This is a genomic window from Pseudomonas sp. O230, from assembly GCF_045447035.1.
Taxonomy (GTDB): domain Bacteria; phylum Pseudomonadota; class Gammaproteobacteria; order Pseudomonadales; family Pseudomonadaceae; genus Aquipseudomonas.
Genome location: NZ_JBJGXN010000002.1, coordinates 361,726 through 378,926 on the forward strand (window position 1 = coordinate 361,726; position 17,201 = coordinate 378,926).

Annotated in this window: 12 protein-coding genes and 4 pseudogenes; 4 read left to right on the forward strand and 12 right to left on the reverse strand. The window is 56.4% G+C overall.

Annotation, left to right across the window (positions count from 1 at the left end; translation table 11 throughout):
- The 7 genes from ACI77H_RS04980 to ACI77H_RS05010 all read right to left on the reverse strand — a co-directional run bounded on the left by ACI77H_RS04980 (window position 1) and on the right by ACI77H_RS05010 (window position 6,958).
- Window positions 1-759, reverse strand: coding sequence for an HAD family hydrolase (locus ACI77H_RS04980; protein ID WP_407010670.1), 759 nt, complete (start codon window positions 757-759; stop codon window positions 1-3).
- Window positions 756-1,706, reverse strand: coding sequence for an HpcH/HpaI aldolase/citrate lyase family protein (locus tag ACI77H_RS04985; protein ID WP_407010671.1), 951 nt, complete (start codon window positions 1,704-1,706; stop codon window positions 756-758). The genes ACI77H_RS04980 and ACI77H_RS04985 overlap by 4 nt, the downstream gene beginning before the upstream one ends.
- On the reverse strand, window positions 1,706-2,800 hold the full coding sequence (locus tag ACI77H_RS04990) for a cysteine protease StiP family protein (RefSeq protein ID WP_407010673.1): 1,095 nt from the start codon (window positions 2,798-2,800) through the stop codon (window positions 1,706-1,708). Before ACI77H_RS04990 ends, ACI77H_RS04985 begins: the two co-directional genes overlap by 1 nt.
- Window positions 2,793-3,551, reverse strand: coding sequence for a trehalose phosphatase (locus ACI77H_RS04995; RefSeq protein ID WP_407010674.1), 759 nt, complete (start codon window positions 3,549-3,551; stop codon window positions 2,793-2,795). Before ACI77H_RS04995 ends, ACI77H_RS04990 begins: the two co-directional genes overlap by 8 nt.
- The gene (locus ACI77H_RS05000; RefSeq protein ID WP_407010676.1) at window positions 3,541-4,668 is read right to left on the reverse strand and encodes a phosphoribosyltransferase domain-containing protein; all 1,128 of its coding nucleotides are present in this window, start codon (window positions 4,666-4,668) and stop codon (window positions 3,541-3,543) included. The genes ACI77H_RS04995 and ACI77H_RS05000 overlap by 11 nt, the downstream gene beginning before the upstream one ends.
- A 73-nt stretch (window positions 4,669-4,741) precedes the next feature.
- On the reverse strand, window positions 4,742-5,881 hold the full coding sequence (locus ACI77H_RS05005; RefSeq protein WP_407010677.1) for a trypsin-like peptidase domain-containing protein: 1,140 nt from the start codon (window positions 5,879-5,881) through the stop codon (window positions 4,742-4,744).
- 78 nt (window positions 5,882-5,959) lie between these two features.
- Complete coding sequence (locus ACI77H_RS05010) at window positions 5,960-6,958, reverse strand: ATP-grasp domain-containing protein (protein ID WP_407010679.1); 999 nt, start codon at window positions 6,956-6,958, stop codon at window positions 5,960-5,962.
- Between the two features lie 486 nt (window positions 6,959-7,444).
- Between ACI77H_RS05010 and ACI77H_RS05015 the strand changes: the two are divergent.
- Window positions 7,445-7,555 (forward strand): annotated as a pseudogene (locus ACI77H_RS05015) (transcriptional regulator); the annotation flags it as partial.
- A 56-nt stretch (window positions 7,556-7,611) separates the two neighbouring features.
- Here ACI77H_RS05015 and ACI77H_RS05020 read toward each other — a convergent pair.
- From ACI77H_RS05020 to ACI77H_RS05035, 4 genes and pseudogenes are all read right to left on the reverse strand, one after another.
- Window positions 7,612-8,371, reverse strand: a pseudogene (locus ACI77H_RS05020) (IS3 family transposase); the annotation flags it as partial.
- A gap of 3 nt (window positions 8,372-8,374) precedes the next feature.
- Window positions 8,375-8,968, reverse strand: a pseudogene (locus ACI77H_RS05025) (IS3 family transposase); the annotation flags it as partial.
- Window positions 8,966-9,046, reverse strand: a pseudogene (locus ACI77H_RS05030) (hypothetical protein); the annotation flags it as partial. The pseudogenes ACI77H_RS05030 and ACI77H_RS05025, both read right to left, overlap by 3 nt.
- 462 nt (window positions 9,047-9,508) lie before the next feature.
- Window positions 9,509-10,708, reverse strand: coding sequence for an AAA family ATPase (locus tag ACI77H_RS05035; RefSeq protein WP_407010680.1), 1,200 nt, complete (start codon window positions 10,706-10,708; stop codon window positions 9,509-9,511).
- 511 nt (window positions 10,709-11,219) lie between these two features.
- Here ACI77H_RS05035 and ACI77H_RS05040 point away from each other — a divergent pair.
- Entirely contained in the window at window positions 11,220-12,176 is a 957-nt protein-coding gene (locus ACI77H_RS05040) for a DNA-binding protein (protein ID WP_407010681.1), read from the forward strand.
- Here the strand turns inward: ACI77H_RS05040 and ACI77H_RS05045 are convergent.
- Complete coding sequence (locus ACI77H_RS05045) at window positions 12,157-13,014, reverse strand: hypothetical protein (RefSeq protein ID WP_407010683.1); 858 nt, start codon at window positions 13,012-13,014, stop codon at window positions 12,157-12,159. The genes ACI77H_RS05040 and ACI77H_RS05045 overlap by 20 nt on opposite strands.
- A 1,647-nt stretch (window positions 13,015-14,661) precedes the next feature.
- On the opposite strand from ACI77H_RS05045, the gene ACI77H_RS05050 reads away from it, so the two are divergent.
- A complete protein-coding gene (locus tag ACI77H_RS05050) occupies window positions 14,662-15,324 on the forward strand; it encodes a TnsA endonuclease N-terminal domain-containing protein (protein WP_407010684.1) in 663 nt (220 codons plus the stop codon).
- A complete protein-coding gene (locus ACI77H_RS05055) occupies window positions 15,317-16,858 on the forward strand; it encodes a hypothetical protein (RefSeq protein ID WP_407010686.1) in 1,542 nt (513 codons plus the stop codon). The genes ACI77H_RS05050 and ACI77H_RS05055 overlap by 8 nt, the downstream gene beginning before the upstream one ends.
- Window positions 16,859-17,201: the final 343 nt, after the last annotated feature.

The window sequence follows — 17,201 nt, forward strand, 5'->3', positions numbered from 1 at the left end:
TTACGCTCCTTGTTGGTCATCAGTGTTCGCGTGTCGATCAGGGTTGACCGTCACTTGCAGGTTGGCTTGCGCGACATTGCGCACACCCGAGTTCCCGCTTCTATTTGCCCGCAGGCCTAGACGACGCCATGCGGGATGAAAGTGTCGCCAGTGTGCTTCTTGGGCCGCAGCCAACAACTCGAAATCGCCGCGGGTGTCACCCCATGCTTTAACCCGGTACTGGCCCAGTGGCCCGTACACAGCCTCAAGCCTGAGTACTTTGTTCTCGCATCTGCAGTTGTTGCCAGTCATGCGCCCGGTCAACAGACCGTCTACTACCTCAAGCTCGGTGCCGATCAACTTGATGCCAAGTCGATCCGCAAACGGCTGGAGCACCAACGCTGGGGACGCAGAGCAGAGAGTAACTACTGCCCCTGCCTCTAATTCGGCGGCGACAGATTTTAAACTTGAAGGGCGCATGAGCCGTTCCCAAAACAACCCGCAGAATTTCACGGCCTGCTCCTGGACCCAATTCATTTCTACGCCTGTAAGAAACGTGCTGATCAGCTGTGCTTTCAGTTCATCACGAGTCAAACGCCGAGCCAGGAATCGAACGCTTGGCAGGGCAAGCCGCAAAATGCGTCGATTGAATTCCCGTGTTCCGAAGGCAAACTTCAGGAATGGAACGAAGCTATCGTGCCGGGTCAGCGTGCCGTCGAAGTCAAAAACTGACAGCACCTGACGTCTTTGCCCGCCAGCATCGTCAAATTCCAATGTCATCGCGCAGCCTCGGCCAAACGGATAGGGGCCTCAATGGGTCCTACATCTGGTTGCCGAACCCCGTGCCACTCCGCTCGTTCAAGGATGTTGACCGCCCACTTGTAATGGGTCGCAGGCTCGCACATGGCATCGTTGTGCTTGAACACTGCCGGAGCAACGTCACTGACAATCATCTTCGCGCAGTTGAGGTCTTCGAGGCTTACGCGCAACGTGTCCTGGATCGTGCTGATCTGCGATGGATGAATCGCCGTCTTCCCTACCATGCCATGGGCAATGTCGAGTTCCAGCTCCTCCATCAGCAAATGCGGTGTCGCGAGTTGTTCAAACACCGGCGCCGTCAGCGCAAAACCTTGGGACCCCATGACGCCTGCCAACATTGGGATCACGTAGCCCATTGGGGTGCTATAGAGCGTTGTTGCAGGATTCCGACGAAGTCCAAGACTGCCCATCAGGTCGTTCCCGCCGATACGTAGAGCAATAATTCGCTGATTCAGGTTCGCCTTCAGCGCCTGGCCCAACTCGACCATTGCACCTGGGTTGAACACGTCTGTGGATTCCAGCGTCGGCATGAGGTACAGCGCCGGGTTTGTAACGGCCTGTTCCCATTCCCCAAGGTTGCGCAGGGTCAATTTCGGCACAACGAACCCATCGACGTGGGCCATCAACGGCCAATCATTCAGCACTGCAGCCATCACCGAGTCCCGGGGACGAACAAACAACAGCGGGCCATCGGGCGGACGCCCACCGCGATCATTGATCGCGGTCAGCAGGCCATGCAGATTTCTCAAAGCCGTGTCGACGTCAATCTCCGCGACCGCATCCTCCAGGCACACGACCAAAGAACGCAGTTCTGGCAGTTTTGTGCGGAAAACCACATCCAGCAGATCCGGACGTGTGGCCGGCATGTAGAGCGTTGCCCCCAGGGCATAAGGAGAAAGGACTTTCATCAGCTCACACTCCGAATGATGGTTACCGCCCGGTAAGGGCCCAATGCAGTACCCACTTCTTCCACAGCGACCCCAGCTCCCTCAGTCAGGTGCATGAGCAACTGAACATCACTGTCGCTACGGCTGCGGACCAAGACGTGATCCGGTACGCGACGCAGTACCGCGCGGGTTGCTTCGGCAATACCAGGCTTTACTCGATTGAGATTGGTAATGCCGAACTGGGAGGCCAGCGACTTGACTACGTGCGAAGCTGCACCCTGCAGTTCAAAACGCTGGGTATCGGTCCATGGAGAGGCTTGAGGAACCGTCCCCAGCGCCTTTCGCTTCTCCTCGATCTGCTCGATGAACTCGCTGGTGACATCGTGCTCACGCAGATGGTCATAAACCACACAACCATGCAGGCCTCCATCTGCGGGCCATATGGAGCGCGAAACCAGACCAGACACCGTCGCACCAAGGATGCCGGAGGGGATAACCCAGTCTTCAGCCGACGCGGACAACCACGCCCGGCCGCAGGGATCTGCCAGCACTACAAGCCGGGGTTCCTCAGGGAAGCGCGAGTCTCCATTGAGGCTGCGCTGAATCTCGCCAGAGATTGCGCCCTTCCCTGTCCAGCCATCGACGAAGACGATGTTCTCGGAACCATGTGCCTGAATGATGGCCTCGAGGGCGACTTTGTCGATCCCCCGATCTCGGACAATGCTGATTCCGTAGTGGTGCGCATCTCGACCCATGTCGAGCAGGGCCCGACGCAACAACACGCCGAGCGGCAAGCCAGCACGAACGAACGACACAAGCACAATAGACGGGCCCGTGTATGCCTCGCTCAGCGCCAGCGCCAGGGACTGAACGTCCATGGCCATGCGGGTACCGTTTTGTTCGAGTGCGCGCTCGTAGAGGGCTTTGTGCACGTCAGTCGGCGCACTCTCAAGGCTGATCATTTCGGAGTAGTGCTTCTGCTTCGACTGAATCAGACGCTCCTTCTCCAAGACATCAGTGGTCTCCATCTGAACGGCCTGCAGCAGGAACTGAACATCATCTGCTGCATAGCTGCCGCTCCCCACGGTAACCAGACCCGCAATGGCCTTAGTCATGGACTTTCCCTCCAACCAGCTTGGCCAATTGGCTACGCGCTGGGGTCGCCCACATATGGCACTCCTGCATGAAACCGAGGTCAGTGATGCTGTCCCCAAAGCCCAGCACCGGACGCTCACCATTGGCCTCACGATCACGGCGCAACAATTCTTGAACAGCCACTTCCTTCGACAGGCCCAGCGGCAAGAACGCGAGGTTGTTGGAATTGCCGTGGATGTGCATGCCTTCCAATAAACCGCGGGCCTGTACTTCAGCGAGAACCGTTTGCAGGACTTCATCATTGGATTCGTTGTGCTTGGTCACCACGTAGTGGCGCAGGCCTTCTTCCTCGACAACCCATCCGCGCAAGGAAATGCCAAGCTCCTTGCCAATGGCGAGGGTTGCTTCACTGAGGCCTGGCAAGCGAGCCTGATAGTCAGCAAGAACATCGCTCATGCGTGCTTGCCATTCCTCGTCAAGCTTTCCATCAGCACCAAGGATCACGCCGCCATGGGAGCAGACGGCACCGTGCATAAAAGGCAGTTGCACACGACTGAATGCTTCAACGCTGCGCGCTGTAACTGGGACCACGTCGGTCGTGGACAGGAGCCACTGGGCGAGGGAGTGTTGGACCGTACTCATGTAGCCATTGGGCTGACCCTCGATATCGAGAGTCGCAGTAATCCGCTGCGAACCTTCTGGCATTTTGCGAGCAGTCTGGAACAGGGTGTCGTCGAGATCGACCAGGGCGAGGGGGCGCTTATTGACCATCGACAATCACCTCCGCGCTCAGGGATTCAATCAGCGCGGCGGACACAGCCTGCGCAGGTGTTTCCGAGCAAATCAGGACACGATCAAACTGCCCTGGGCTGACGTTGTAGAGGAAGTTGGGGATACCGAGACCGTAGTTGTCCGCGAACGACAACGCGTGACCGATGGCATGGCCCAGTGCGATTGGTGAGCGACTGGTCGAACTGAAATGCACATCAGCACCAGCACGCTCCAAGCGCTCGGCGAGCAAAAACGGACGCCAGACGAATTCACTGGTACCAACCACGAGTACGCGCTCACCCGCTTTGACTTTCAGATCGAGAGCCAAAGTGTCTTCTACACAGCGAACACCATGGCGCCCCCAATCGCTTTCCGCCGACAACGGCCACTCTCCGGGCTCGATGGTGCCCACGGCCGGCATTTCCGGCAGCGGCGCATCAGCGTCCTCGTGGAAGGTATACGACCCCTGCAACAGCGAAACCTGATGAGCAGAGTCACCGATGGTTTTGCGCACCGCATCGCCGGACCAATCCGTCAGTACGCACGTCACCACGCGCTCGACCTGAGTCAGGCCGGCATCGACCAGCGCACGGTGAAGATTGATGAAGGTTTTGCCCGTCGAGGCTTCGTCGTCGACCAGCACCAGCGAACGGGCATTCAACATCATTTCCCGGACATCGGCATCGATCGGCAAATGAATGAGGTGCGCACTGGCGTGGCTATGTTCTTCTTCAAAACGGGCGAACAGGTCATTGCCAGTAGGGTGGCGTGTGCTGACCATGTAGACCGTGTCCGGGCGCGTCGCGCTGTATGCGCGATGCACACCAGCACCCAGGCCAACTGCTGTTTCAGCCATGCCGATAACGAGTACGGGCCCAGGCAGGTCGTCAGGAATTTGTGCCGCGAGGCTTTTGAAGCTCGCATTAATGATCGAAGGCCGCACAGGTATGTGGCGACCAAGTACTTTGGACACGAAAAGAAACGCACGCTTTGGATTACGGCGCTCGGCAAAACCGAACAAGGAGTCCGGGTCGATATGTGTGGCATCGACGGTGACATCGAGACGCCCGCGCATCAGTTGTGCGCTTAGCGCTTGTTTAACTGCGTTACTTTCCATGAAACAAATTCCTAGGTTAGCGTGAGGTCGATAACCTAACGTCTCGTCCGCAGCTTTCAAGTCAAAATAGGTGCTAAAAATTCTTGGCTTCGACGCGCCATATAGATGCTTGGGCCGAACGTGCTAATTCAGCAGTTGTGAACGTCTTGCTGCTGGATGTTTGAACTGCATCGACGCGGCACGCATCCAGAAAGGAAAGGAGCAAAGACGCTTTAACCGCAAAGTTCATATTTTGAGCATCAGGCATTGTCGAAGTGACCAGACCGACAACTGCGCCTGATGAATCAAATAAGGGAGATCCGCTAGAGCCTGGTTGAATGGCCGCGGTAAATTGCAGAAGGCTGGAATCGTTGTGCAGGCCAAACAACGCCGACACACCGCCCTGGGTTACGTGAACCCCACCGCCGGCGAAGCCCGACATGGGGAAGCCCAACGCGACTACAGATTCCCCCAGGTCGCAGCCGGAGCCTTTCTTGAAGGACACAGCTTTGAGGACTGGTGACTCCATCACTCTGAGGAGAGCGATGTCGTTACGCTGATCGACTACGACCGGCTCTGCACGATAACGGCCATCAAAGGAGGAAATGAAAATCTCACTCATACCCTCGATTACATGAGCACAGGTGAGTACATGGTGCTGGGATACAGCGAAACCAGTACCGGTTGCCCCCGTGCGTGCGCGGTCAGCATCCGCGGAGCTACTTCGCCCTTTAGGATGAGCATCATTGATATCGATGCCGATGCGGCGCCCTAGTGCCGCCAAACCATACGCCGAACCCTCAGCCAGGGCGCGAAACTTCCATTGCTGATTGCGGTTGTAGAATTCGCCGATGATGATCGCCGCTTCACCGTTATCGCGAAGGTCTATCCGGTATTCAATCTGCTTATCAACAAGCAGGTGCAACGACCGAAGTTCGCTTACTGGTCCTGCTGCTGAGAAAGTGTATGCGATGAGGAGTAGCCGATCGCTGCCGGGCGGGAGGGCTGACAGGTTCAACTTACAACCAACCTTCGCCTGGTCGCCGCTCCACTCCATCCATGACTGTGTAGTCTGGAATAGTGCAGCCTCACCAGTGGGTTGGCGTTTGTCATTTACCGGCAGTATGGCAATCGCCGCGTACTCCCCGAAAGCCGAGGAGTTTCCGCATTCCAGAGTCCATTCACTCCGTGCACCTGATACCGCGGTGTTTGCGCCTGGCGCGAGCACCATCATTCCTTGATTACTCCTTGAGTGCTAAAACCACCGCGCTGCAATGGTACCAAACTTCAGGTTTCTCGATGCCTCAGGATGTCATTTTGGCACTACAGCTGCAACGGTGACCCCTTTCACACGTACGTCTGGCCGCCAAACAGTAGCTGGCTCAGGGAGATTCAGGCGGCGCGTAGCAAATATGCCCGCCAAATTGACGCCAGCCTCCCGGGTATAACCAACGCCACCAGAGTAACGCGGGTTGATTTCCAACAAGTGGGGTATACCCTGCGCATCATCCTTTGTCTGAACGTTCACAATGCCGTCACACTGGAAATGCTCGGCCGCTTTGAGTGCAAGCTCAACCGCTGCACCATCGTTTTCAAAGATCTGATGGACGCCAGTCTTCCTCCGTGCCACGAACGCGATCGCTCGGCCAGCCTCGCAGACCATATCGACCGAACACTCGCTCCCGGGCATGTAAGGCATCACAAGCATAGCTGGCGGCGTTGCTCTTTCGCTGTAAGCACGCATGTAGGTAGCGAAATTCGCAACCCGTGCATCGGGATCAGCAAAGCAGCAAAAGGGATCAGCATCCTCTTTGAAACGCCAAAAGCCTTGGCCATAGATGCCGACTGCAGGTTTTACGCAGACCTCACCCGACGCCGAAAGAGTTTCGTAAGCAGCAAACATATTCTCAGCATTCGTAGCAGTGATCGCCGGCACGCAAGCCAAGCCAGCACGCTCTGCCTCAGCAGTAAACCTGCTCTTGTCATCAACAAGGTCGAAGGTTCGCATCGATGTCCCACCGGTTACCAGCACCAGGCCAGCTTCCTCGAATCGAGCCCGGGCCTGCTCAAATACACCCCCCAATCGACCTGCTAGGATTACTTTGATGCCATAGGTGCGTGCAGTCGAAATCACCCACGAGATCCGCTCTTCAGCACCACGAGGCTCGGTGAAACTGATATCTGCACCGGCCGTGATTTCAGGGCGATCGTCGCGATGCGAGGCGAAAATCTTCACCTCAGGTGGCAGCGCATCACGCGCACCTTGAATAATGTCGCGCTGGCTAGACTGCCCTTCGAGAAACCAAATCATGTTTTAACCTCACTTGTAGATGTGCACTGGCAGTCAAACCCGATGACGGGGACTGACAGCATCCGATGGTTCAACCGGAACATAACGAGTCCGGCCGTAGCGTCAAGGCAATGCAGCGCGTTGTTCCAGGAGAGCGTCATCACGAGACAAGCTCCCATCCACAATTTCGGTTTTCAGATTTTAAACTGGACCGCTTGCATGCGGTTCCTGCGCTCGTAAAATAATTCGGGACGGTGGTGGTGAGGCAAAACTAGGCGGGGTCAGCCGGAGAAAAACAAACAGCATTGTCATTTTCGAGTCGAGTCCAGTTAAGAATGGGCACCGATCGCAACATTTCTCTAACAATTTTGCAGCAACATCAAGTAAATCGTCCACAGACATTCTATTTCAGCGTATGAAGCTGCAGGGCAACTGAAGCTCACCCCGTACCGTCCTCAAGTTTTGAACCAGTGGAAGCGCAAGTGGCCAGGCTGTTGAGCCCCTCATGTGATCAGCCAAAACGCGGATACACGATATGTTTCCACGCCTCCAACCCGATTGCAGTTCGCGCGTACTTGTTATGACCACATGGCAGGAACACTGGCTGTACAACTGCACTGTTGGCGCTGATTGAAAACTGACCTACTGGGGATGCGGACAAAAACTTGGACTGGTTATGCCGCGAAGCCCAGGCTTTCACGATACTCAATGGGACTGAGCGCGCCGAGGGAAATCTTTATACGTTTTTCGTTGTACCAGCGAATGTATGAATCCAAGGCCTGAATGAACTGCTCGATGCTCGTTGACTGCCAGTTGCGAGGATAGAACAGCTCCGTTTTCAGTCGGCCGAAGAAACCTTCACAAGCCGCGTTGTCAGGTGAGCAGCCTTTGCGCGACATCGAACGAATCAGCTTCGCATCAGCGATGCGCGATAGCCAGCCGGGCCAGCGGTAGTGAGCGCCACGGCCGGAGTGAACAACAGGCCGTTTATCGTTGCTGGCCACCGTTTCGACAGCGGCATCCAGCATCGTGTTCACAAGCTCGGCGTCGGGACGCGTGCCGATCGACCAACTGATTACCTTCCCATCGAAGCAGTCGATCATGGGGGACAGGTACACCTTGCCGGCCGGGATCTGGAACTCCGAGATGTCGGTCAGCCATTTCTCATTCGGAGCTAGAGCCGTGAAGTCGCGGTTGAGGAGGTTTTCCGGCGCCGGACTGATCTCTCCGGTAGGAACCGTATCGACGCCGTTTCGGCTTGGCGACGACTAGGCACTCCTGCTTCATCAAGCGCTGCACCACCTTCTCTGAAAGGCGCACACGCTGCCTTCTCAACGAAGCTCGCATCCGACGGTAGCCATAGCAACGATGATTGCGCTCGAATATGTCCGCCATGGCACGACGCACTTCGGTGTACTTTTCCGCGACCTGTAGTGGTCAACTAATCCCGGACACGACGTTAAGTTTTTCCTCGGCCCGCGCTGGCGCCAACCCATCGTTGAATTGGTGAGGCCGAATCCAGTTGTAGCGATGCATCAAAAAATGGCTGATATCGCGCTGTGCTTCCTGCGCAGTTCGATAGCCCACGGTCGGTATCCATTCTGTTTTCAAGCTGCGAAATACGCGCTCCATCGGTGCGTTATCCCAGCAGTTTCCTCGTCGACTCATGCTCTGGCGCATGCGGTATCGCCACAACCGCTGGCGAAAGAGTCGGCTTGCATATTGCGATCCCTGGTCCGAGTGGAATAGCAGATCCGAAGGCCTGCCACGCTGCTCGTAAGCCATATCCAGCGCTTTGATCACCAGCTCAGCGTCTGGCTTTTCCGACAGCGCCCAGCCCACGATCCGACGCGTACAAAGATCCAGGACGACAGCCAGGTAATGCCACTTTCCTTGCGCCCAAATGTAGGTGATATCGCCGCACCAGACTTGATTGGGCGCTGGCAGGTCGAACTCGCGGTTCAATGTGTTCGGGATATCCAGTCTTTCTATTGTTGCTCGCTTGTAGGCATGGGAGCCGGGTTGTTTGGTATCGCTGACATAGTCGTCGAGGCTTTCGGGAAGCAAGGTGCTTTGACCTCGGTGTTCACCCTGGATAAACCGTTTCATGGGGTTCCCTTGCGATGAAATTCTCAGAAATCATAGCAAGGGTTTGTCCGGGCGTTTTTACACACTCTGGGCCGAGAGCTGCCCACCGTGAACGACTGCTTCTGGCCCAGAGTGTGTAAAAACGCTTCACCAAAATTGAAGTGTGCGCATCTACGTCAAATCTGAAATTTATCGGCACGTCAGGATGTGGATTTCGCATATAAGCGCGTTTTTCAGTCCGGTTTTGAGTAACTGTCGCGCTCAAAAACGTTTTTACACAGCCTCGGCCGGATACAGCCCTTGGAGACAGGCAGTAAACGGCGAAAAGAGCTGCACGCATGTATGAAACACATCCTAGTAAGTGGTCACAATGTCAGCACCACTGTAGCGCAGAGGCGGGATCACGAACTAGCAAAAAAGCCATCACTGGAATGCTTGCCTCGCGCGTGAGCCACGCGCGATCCCAGGTGGCGAGCCGGTGCATCAGCTGACAACCCTCCGGTCATCGCATGGCATGATCCGCTGCATGAATTCGTCAAAAAACGGCACCGTGAACGCCGTGTCCCCATGCCCGGGGCTCCAGATCAGCCCTTTGCCGATCAAGCCATTTCTGAGTGGCGCGACGGCTTGGACTCGACGGCCTTGACGGTCGGCAATCTCGCCGGAGCGGTGCGGCCCCGGGCCAAGGTCAGCCATTGCTCGCAGATACTGCTTTTCCGTCTGCGTTAGACGGTCGAAGTAGGCCCGAAAAAAGTGTTCATCCAGCGCTACGATAGCTGGAGTCCAAGCCCGCTCCACGTCGGCCAACGAGATGGGGCTGGTTGAGGCCGCATCCCAGGCATGGCTGGCCCACGCTTGGAGAAAAAACGGATACCCGCGGGTCTTCTCGACGATCAGGTCGACCGCCTCCGCTTCGAAGGCCACCCCGTCCTGCGCAGCCGGCTGCACAATGGCAAGGGCCGCCTCGACTTCAGACAGTGGGCCAATGGCCGGGTAGTCAAACAGACGCTCGGCGTACGCCTTGGCGTTGCCCACTCGGCCCCGAAGCTGGGGTAGGCCAGCGCCCACTACAATGATGGGCAAACGGGATTGCGCGCAGCGATGTAAAACGACGATTAGGCCGGAGAGCTGGGTCGCTTCGATACAGTGGAACTCATCGATAAACAGCACCACCGCGGAGCCGGCCTGCTTGGCCGCCAAGCAGGCGTGTTCCAGCAATGTGGTGGGACCGACCTCCACCTGACTCTGGTCAGCCAGTCCGGCGGCTTCGGTGTCAAAATTTAGATCAATCAGCCTGCCGTTGAATGGCCCCTCCAGCGCCTTGGTAAATCCCGCCAGTGCGCTTAACGCCCGCCGGGCGGTGTCCTGCGCGGCCTCAGTTTGACTGAGGCGCAGCAACACCTGCCGTAACTGAGGCGCCAGCAAGGCCGGCAGCGAGCGCTGTTCAGGGTTTCCGATACAGAGCGTGTACGCGCCCTCGCCTTCCGCATCGCTGCGCATTTGCTGCAGCAACACCGTTTTACCGACGCCGCACAGGCCGACCATCAGCACGCTCTTAGCCGATCGGCCCTCCCGCAGTCGTGCGATACCAATCCGCACCCGCTCACGCAAGGCCTCTCGCCCCACCAGCACCGAGGGCGGTAGGCCGGCAGCCGGCATGTAGGGATTGCTAATGGGGTTCATAATCCGACCAAAGTTAGTGAAATTATGCTGACAACATAAACTAACTAACATCTTTATAAATTCGTTATTTTTGAACACTCAAAGAGCAGGCAAGGCTCTATAAATCAAGGTCAATGGTTGTCTCCACCAGTCGACATTCGATCATCCAATTCGTCGACTAACGCTGTACCTCCCGCAGGCTGTTTAGCTAGGAGTTCCGTCATTCTAGCCGGCAACTCCGGCATTCGCCTGCGCCTACTCCAACATGGATAAATAACCAATACCGGTGAAACGTCCTCAGCAAAGACAACTACGCTAATAAGACGCGGCTCCTCTTACTTACTCAATTGGGCGATGAATACGCGGTGCCGTACCGAACTTAACGGCAAAAACGCTGAATAACTGCGCTGACACGGGGTAACTCCGGCTTACCCCGCACCACTAATCGGCGGTAAAGCGCATTTCAGGCTGGGTTTAATAGCCCGTAATTACATGACTCATGACACAGTACGAAATCGTCGGGAGAGCGACCATGGCCCGCGGCGGGATTAACAAGGCGTTGGTTCAAGGGGCTTATACGGCTCTGCTTGGGCGGGGGCGCCGACCAAGCATCGACGCGGTGCGCATCGAGCTGGGCAACACCGGCTCGAAAACCACCATCGCCCGCTACCTCAAGGAGCTGCAGGCGCTGCCGAGCAGCGCCGAGCTCAGCCCCCAGGAACGCGTCAGTGCCCCGATTCTGGCGGTGGTGGTCGCGCTGAGCGAGCAACTGGCGAAGGAGGCCGAAGTGACGCTGGCACGGGAGCGTGAGCAATTTGCCGCGGAGCGGAGCGACTTACACGCCGACCTGTCCCAGTGCACCCGCGAGCTGGAACTAGCGAAGGCACAAAACAGTGACCTGACGGCAGAACTGGCGCAGGCGCAAAGCCAGAGCCACGCAGTGCAGACGCAACTGGCAGGAGAGCAGAAAGAGACGGCGACGCTGCAGGCCAAGGTGCAGGAACTGTTCACTCAACTGGCCGACAAGCAGGACCAGCTGCAAACCCTGAACGACACCAGCGCCCATGCGTGGGAATCCCTGCTGCACTTTCGCGAGGCGAGCAAGGAGCAACGCGACACCCTGGTGCATCAACATGAACAGCAAGTGCAGCAGGTCGAGCAGCAGCTCAGGGCGCTGGCTCGAACACTGGACAGTAAGCAGGACGCAGTGATCGGTCTGAGCCGGGACAATGAGCGCTTGACCAGTGAACTGACGGCCAGCGACAAGCGGACCCAACTTTTAGAGCGGCAAGTGCAACGCTTGAACCAACAACTGGCCGAACACACCCACACCCAGGGCCATATGCAGGCTCAGATCAGCAGCCTCACGACGCAGTTGGAGCAAGCGCATTCCCGCTACGAAAAGTTGCAGCACACCTACACCCAAAACTTGCTCAACAGTGAGCGTTTAAAGCAACGTGTGCTGGAACTCACCCCAGCCCAACCCTAAATCTGGACGAGGCCATGGCACGGCGAATCGCCGCGTCAACGCGGTGCAGCTCCGCGCAGTTCCACGGGCGTTTGTCCGCGCGCATGGCGGCCACGATCTGTTGCCGCTCTTCCGGGTGATAACCTTGGAAAAGCCGTGAAAAAATCGCCCGTTGTGGGCCATACACCTGCGGAATCAGATGACTGTTGACGGCCAGCACCGACAAGTCATGCCAATTTCTCATTGACTCATCGACGGCGTCCAGCGTGCGCGGCCAGCGCTCGACATCAGCGGCGTCCGCCTGATCGCCGAACCTTTCCCAAACCAACGCCCACAACTCATAACGCACAAAGCACAACGGGCGATTGCAGCAGGCCAGTGCCATCAACCTTGGCAACATCCGCGCACAGCGTTGGACCAGCCAGGGGTTAAAGGGCTTCAGCGCACGGCGTCCCAGGGCAATGACCAAGGACAGGTCCACATCGTCCGAGACCACGGGCAACACCTGCAGGACCGACCAGGGGTCGGTGTCGGGCACACCAAACCTGGCAAAGAGTGTGTCCATGCGCAATCGTTGCGCCCGCGTGTTGGCCAATTCAGGCGCCAAGACCACAGGCAGTGGATGCTCAACCCAGTATGCCAGTTGTGGATACGCCTTTAGCGGCCCGTGCAACAGCGATTTACCAAGGACACGACCGTGGAGCGCCGCCCGCCACGGCTCAACATGCTCAGTCACGTCGTTGCCTCGCCACCCGGCCAACCCAGAAGACGTATGCTTGACATTGGCCGCGTCGGCGACGGCATGCACAATCAGCATACCCTTGAACTGATGGCTGCCGGCATGAGTACTCGTCGACACTGAGACCTCCTCTCAGCAATCGCTGATGAGCATATCCCCCTGCTTTATACCTTAGCATCAGCTCGTTACATGCCATCGCCTCTCCACCGATGCACAAACTTTTTTTTCGAAAAAAGTCCTGAGTTAGAGCCCTAATACGGGCCCTGACCGGTCGGCAGGGTGTGCGTATGAATAACGGCCCATTCGGGAAACAATACACGTGAGAGCACAGCATATTTTCGTTAGCGAACATGTTTAGAACGCTTCATATCGAAGGCATTCAACGGCTCAGAGATTGTCAACTTGAGTGAGACAGCGCTCTGGCGGTGCACTCTACGTCCACCGCGTATCACTCTCCTCCAGAGGGTTTCGTCATGTGGAACAAACACCATTGGCTGCACCGTCGGCGGGCACCGGCGGACGCAACCCATCACGTCCATGCGGGGCATCACCAGCAGGTCGATGCTCCTTCACCGCCTAGTCATGCTCCCCGGTACAAAGGTGTAAGGGAGTACGCCCATTACCGGCGACGTGGGAAGGACGTCGCCTTCACCGCGCATTGCGCACCACCGCAATCCTTCGGCTGCCAGGCTAGCGTTCGGAAATGCAGTAAAGCCTACCCGCCAACTTTAGTAATGACAGCCCAGCTCACGGACGGCCAACGGAATCCGGGGAGGAACACCATCCTGGGACAAATTTTTGTTAGAGATAAAGAGGGCAAATCCTCTCTGTGTCGTCCCCCCACGGATTTGCCAAAAACGCCGCTTCAGAAAAAAACGGATCGTATCAGCAACATTTTGACGAAAAGCGCCGCGGTTAGAGAGTTTCTAAACTCGAAGGACCCGCAGGTAAGGGAAGCGCAGCGCAGGTACCATTATGTCGTGGGTATTAGAGACGCATTGCGATATACAAATGCGTTGCCAAAGCTACGGTGCTTAGCGGAATTGCAACGACTGGCGCGCAGCATTGAAGATCCCTGCCCTCCCAGTTATACCTCCTTGTGGCGTTGGATGCGGCTCTGCAAAAGGGCGAAGGGGTCGCCATGGGCGTTGATCAAACACACTGCCAAGAGCCGTGAGAACACGGCGATGATGTTTGAAAAACCTCTCGACTTTAGCGGTCACTTGGGAGAAATGCGGAATCTCGACCTCGGTCACCTGCGAGAAATGCAGGAGCGGTTTTTCACCCAGGCCTTAGCGGCAATCAATACCGATGCACAGGCGCGCGTGCGCCGGCGGTATGTCGATGTAGTACCACTTGTATGGGTCATTGATACATCCAGTGAACCGCTTGGATCTGCTGTTTTCCTCCAGACCATCTGCGATGCGCAGAGTCGGACAATTATTGCCTATGGTTTAACGCCAACAGGCGCCCAGTCGGACAGGCGTTACGACTCATCCGCGACTGACTGTCGAAGTTCCAAGCCACCGCGCCCGCGCGCGGACAGACACTGAGATACCACCGAACGCCCTGCGGTCGGCGATCCGACCGCAGGGCTCGGGGGGAGATCGCCCACTGAACGCTGTTTCCCAATGTCAATGCTGCTGCAGTGGATTGATCCCTCAAGCGCGACTTAGCCCCCCATGCGGGACCGTCAGCGAACGTCAGATGGGCTAGCAGATTGGATTTGCGCGCGCCACTGTCGGCAGCGCAACAGGAGGACTCCAGATGATCATCACTTCTGGTGAAATGAAACTCGAAGACGGACCTGCGCGGCAATGGCCCCGCCGGCGACATCAAAATTTTATCGTGGACTTTCCTTCCCTAAAAAATGGCCACTCGATGGAGTGCGACGCGGTGTTGGAGTCCGCCTATTGCATTTGGTTGGAGCACGACCCCCACGTCGTGAAGTACTACACACAACCCCATACATTTACCTGGGTGGACGACGGTCAGCGCTATCGTTATACCCCGGACTTCCTGGTGATTCTGGAGCAGGGAGACAGCTACTTTACTGAGGTCAAGCACGACTTCAGCACCCAACGACCCCGTCGCCGAGCCAAGCTGGACAGCTTTAGTGCCCTCTGCTTTCGAGAAGGATGGACGTTTCAGCGCCGCGACCGACAGAGCATTACTGGACCAAGCCAATTTCATACATTGAAAGCGCTGTACAGCCGGTCGCGGCCCTATAACGAACAACGGCAAATGTATTTCTATCATTACCTGCAGCAACGTGATTGGCCCGCGACGCTGGGCGATCTGGTGCAGGATCGCGACGCGCCGGACATTGGAACGATCTGCTACAACCTTTTCACGGGGCGCCTGGTCGCTGACCTGACCCAACGCTTGACGTTGGACCTCATTGTCGATCGGGTACAGCCGCATGAATAAGCAACCGCTAGAGCCCACGGTTGGTAGTCAATACCTGATCAATGGCCGGACGATGCAGGTCATTCATGTCGATGAGGAACTGGTGACACTCAGGAGTTTGGAGCGGCTGCATACGCTCTCCATGACGGTTGATGTGCTGATGACGGGAGTAGCTAAACAAGCCATCGTACAGGTCGCGCGCTCGCCCGGAGCCGGAACAAAAGCCTTGGCCTTTCTCGAGCCAGATAACCCCCACGTGATCGCTGCCCAGCGTAAATTCGGTTACGTCAATGCTGCGTACCAAAAATTTGGCGGGCCGTTGCCCGTAGCCGCGACGATAGCCCTGATATCCAAGCTTGCGGTTGAAACAAACGACCCTTCCCCGCCCTGCTACAACTCAGTATACAAATGGTCAAAGTTCTATCGAGAACACAATTGCGACCGTTTCTGTTTGTTGAAAGATCAGAGTATTGCCCTGCGTGGAAAACGCTTAGATCCGGACGTTGAAAAACTCATCCCGGAAATGATTGAGCAGTATTACCTCGCTCAGCCGCCCGCGACCGTAAAAAGCATTCATAGTTTCATCCACGGCCAAATCATCTTGATTAATCGTGGCCGTGTTGGTTACTCGACCTTACTGCTGAAAAGTCCATCGCTGTCTACCATCCGGCGCAAGATAGCCAAGTTATGCTCGCAGTCCACCGATAAAGCGCGGTACGGCTCGGACTATGTAAAAAAGCATTACCACTCAAGCAAGCACACTGCTGAGCCCGCCGAAGTGCTGGATTTAGCCGAAATTGACTCTCACCTGATGAACATCAATATCATCGACGAGGATGGCCAGCTGCTAGGCCATATCCTCTGGTGGGCCGTCATTCTGGAAATCAAGACGCGGAGTGTGATCGGCTGGGAGCTCTCGGCAACCTACCCTTGTGCAGAAAAAACCATCCGAGCCTTGAAGACGGCGGTGCAAGTAAAGCCCGGAGAGGAACGTCGCCGCGGTAAGCCCATATCCGTGAGTGGTGATAATGGGTCCGAAATCAAAAGCGCGCGAGTCCGCGATTTTCTAGATCGGCTGGGCATTATTTTCACCCGGGGCCCGCCCTACGCACCTAATACAAGGGCGCGCATCGAACGTTTTTTCGAAACATTTGAGCGGTGGTGCAATCAACAGGCGGGAACAACGATGACCTCTCCTATAGAGCGTGAGTACTACGACGCGGTCGGCGAAGCGGCCTTTACCGCAGCAAATATGAATGAATACGTCAACGACTGGATTGAGAATATTTATCATCAAAAAAAACACCTCACACTGAACATGCCCCCGGCAGTGGCTTGGGAACGAGGGATGAAAAATCGCCTGCCACCGGAAAAATTCACTGCAGAAGATCTGGACATCCTGTGCCGAGGCATTGAATTCGCCTGTGTCAGCGCCGCAGGACGAGTTCAGTTTTTGTGTTTGAGCTGGTGGGGGCCAGGCCTGCAAGAAATCGGAGCGAAACTGAAGGCTGGGCAAAGGGCAAAATGCTATTACAACCCCCCTAGACCTCGGTGAAATCTTAGTCGTCCACCCTGATCAAAAATGTCCACCCCAGCCGGCATACGCTACCCGTCCCGAGTATCAAAACGGCCTGACCCTAACTGAACACGAAGAATTGCACAGAGCCTACCTAGCAGAGGGTCGCCAATTCGATGACAGCGAGGCCGACCTCGCATTATTAGAGCTTCGCCAGCGTACGGCCAAAAAGTATGAGGACTTTCATGCGCGTGGCACCGAGGCGAAGTCAAAATCGCTGAAAACAACCAAGACGGTAATCGCAGGTCTTGCCGTGGACGACCAACTCAACACCGCCATCTCAGGGGAGAGTCAACCCGCAGAGGAATATATCCCGACTTTC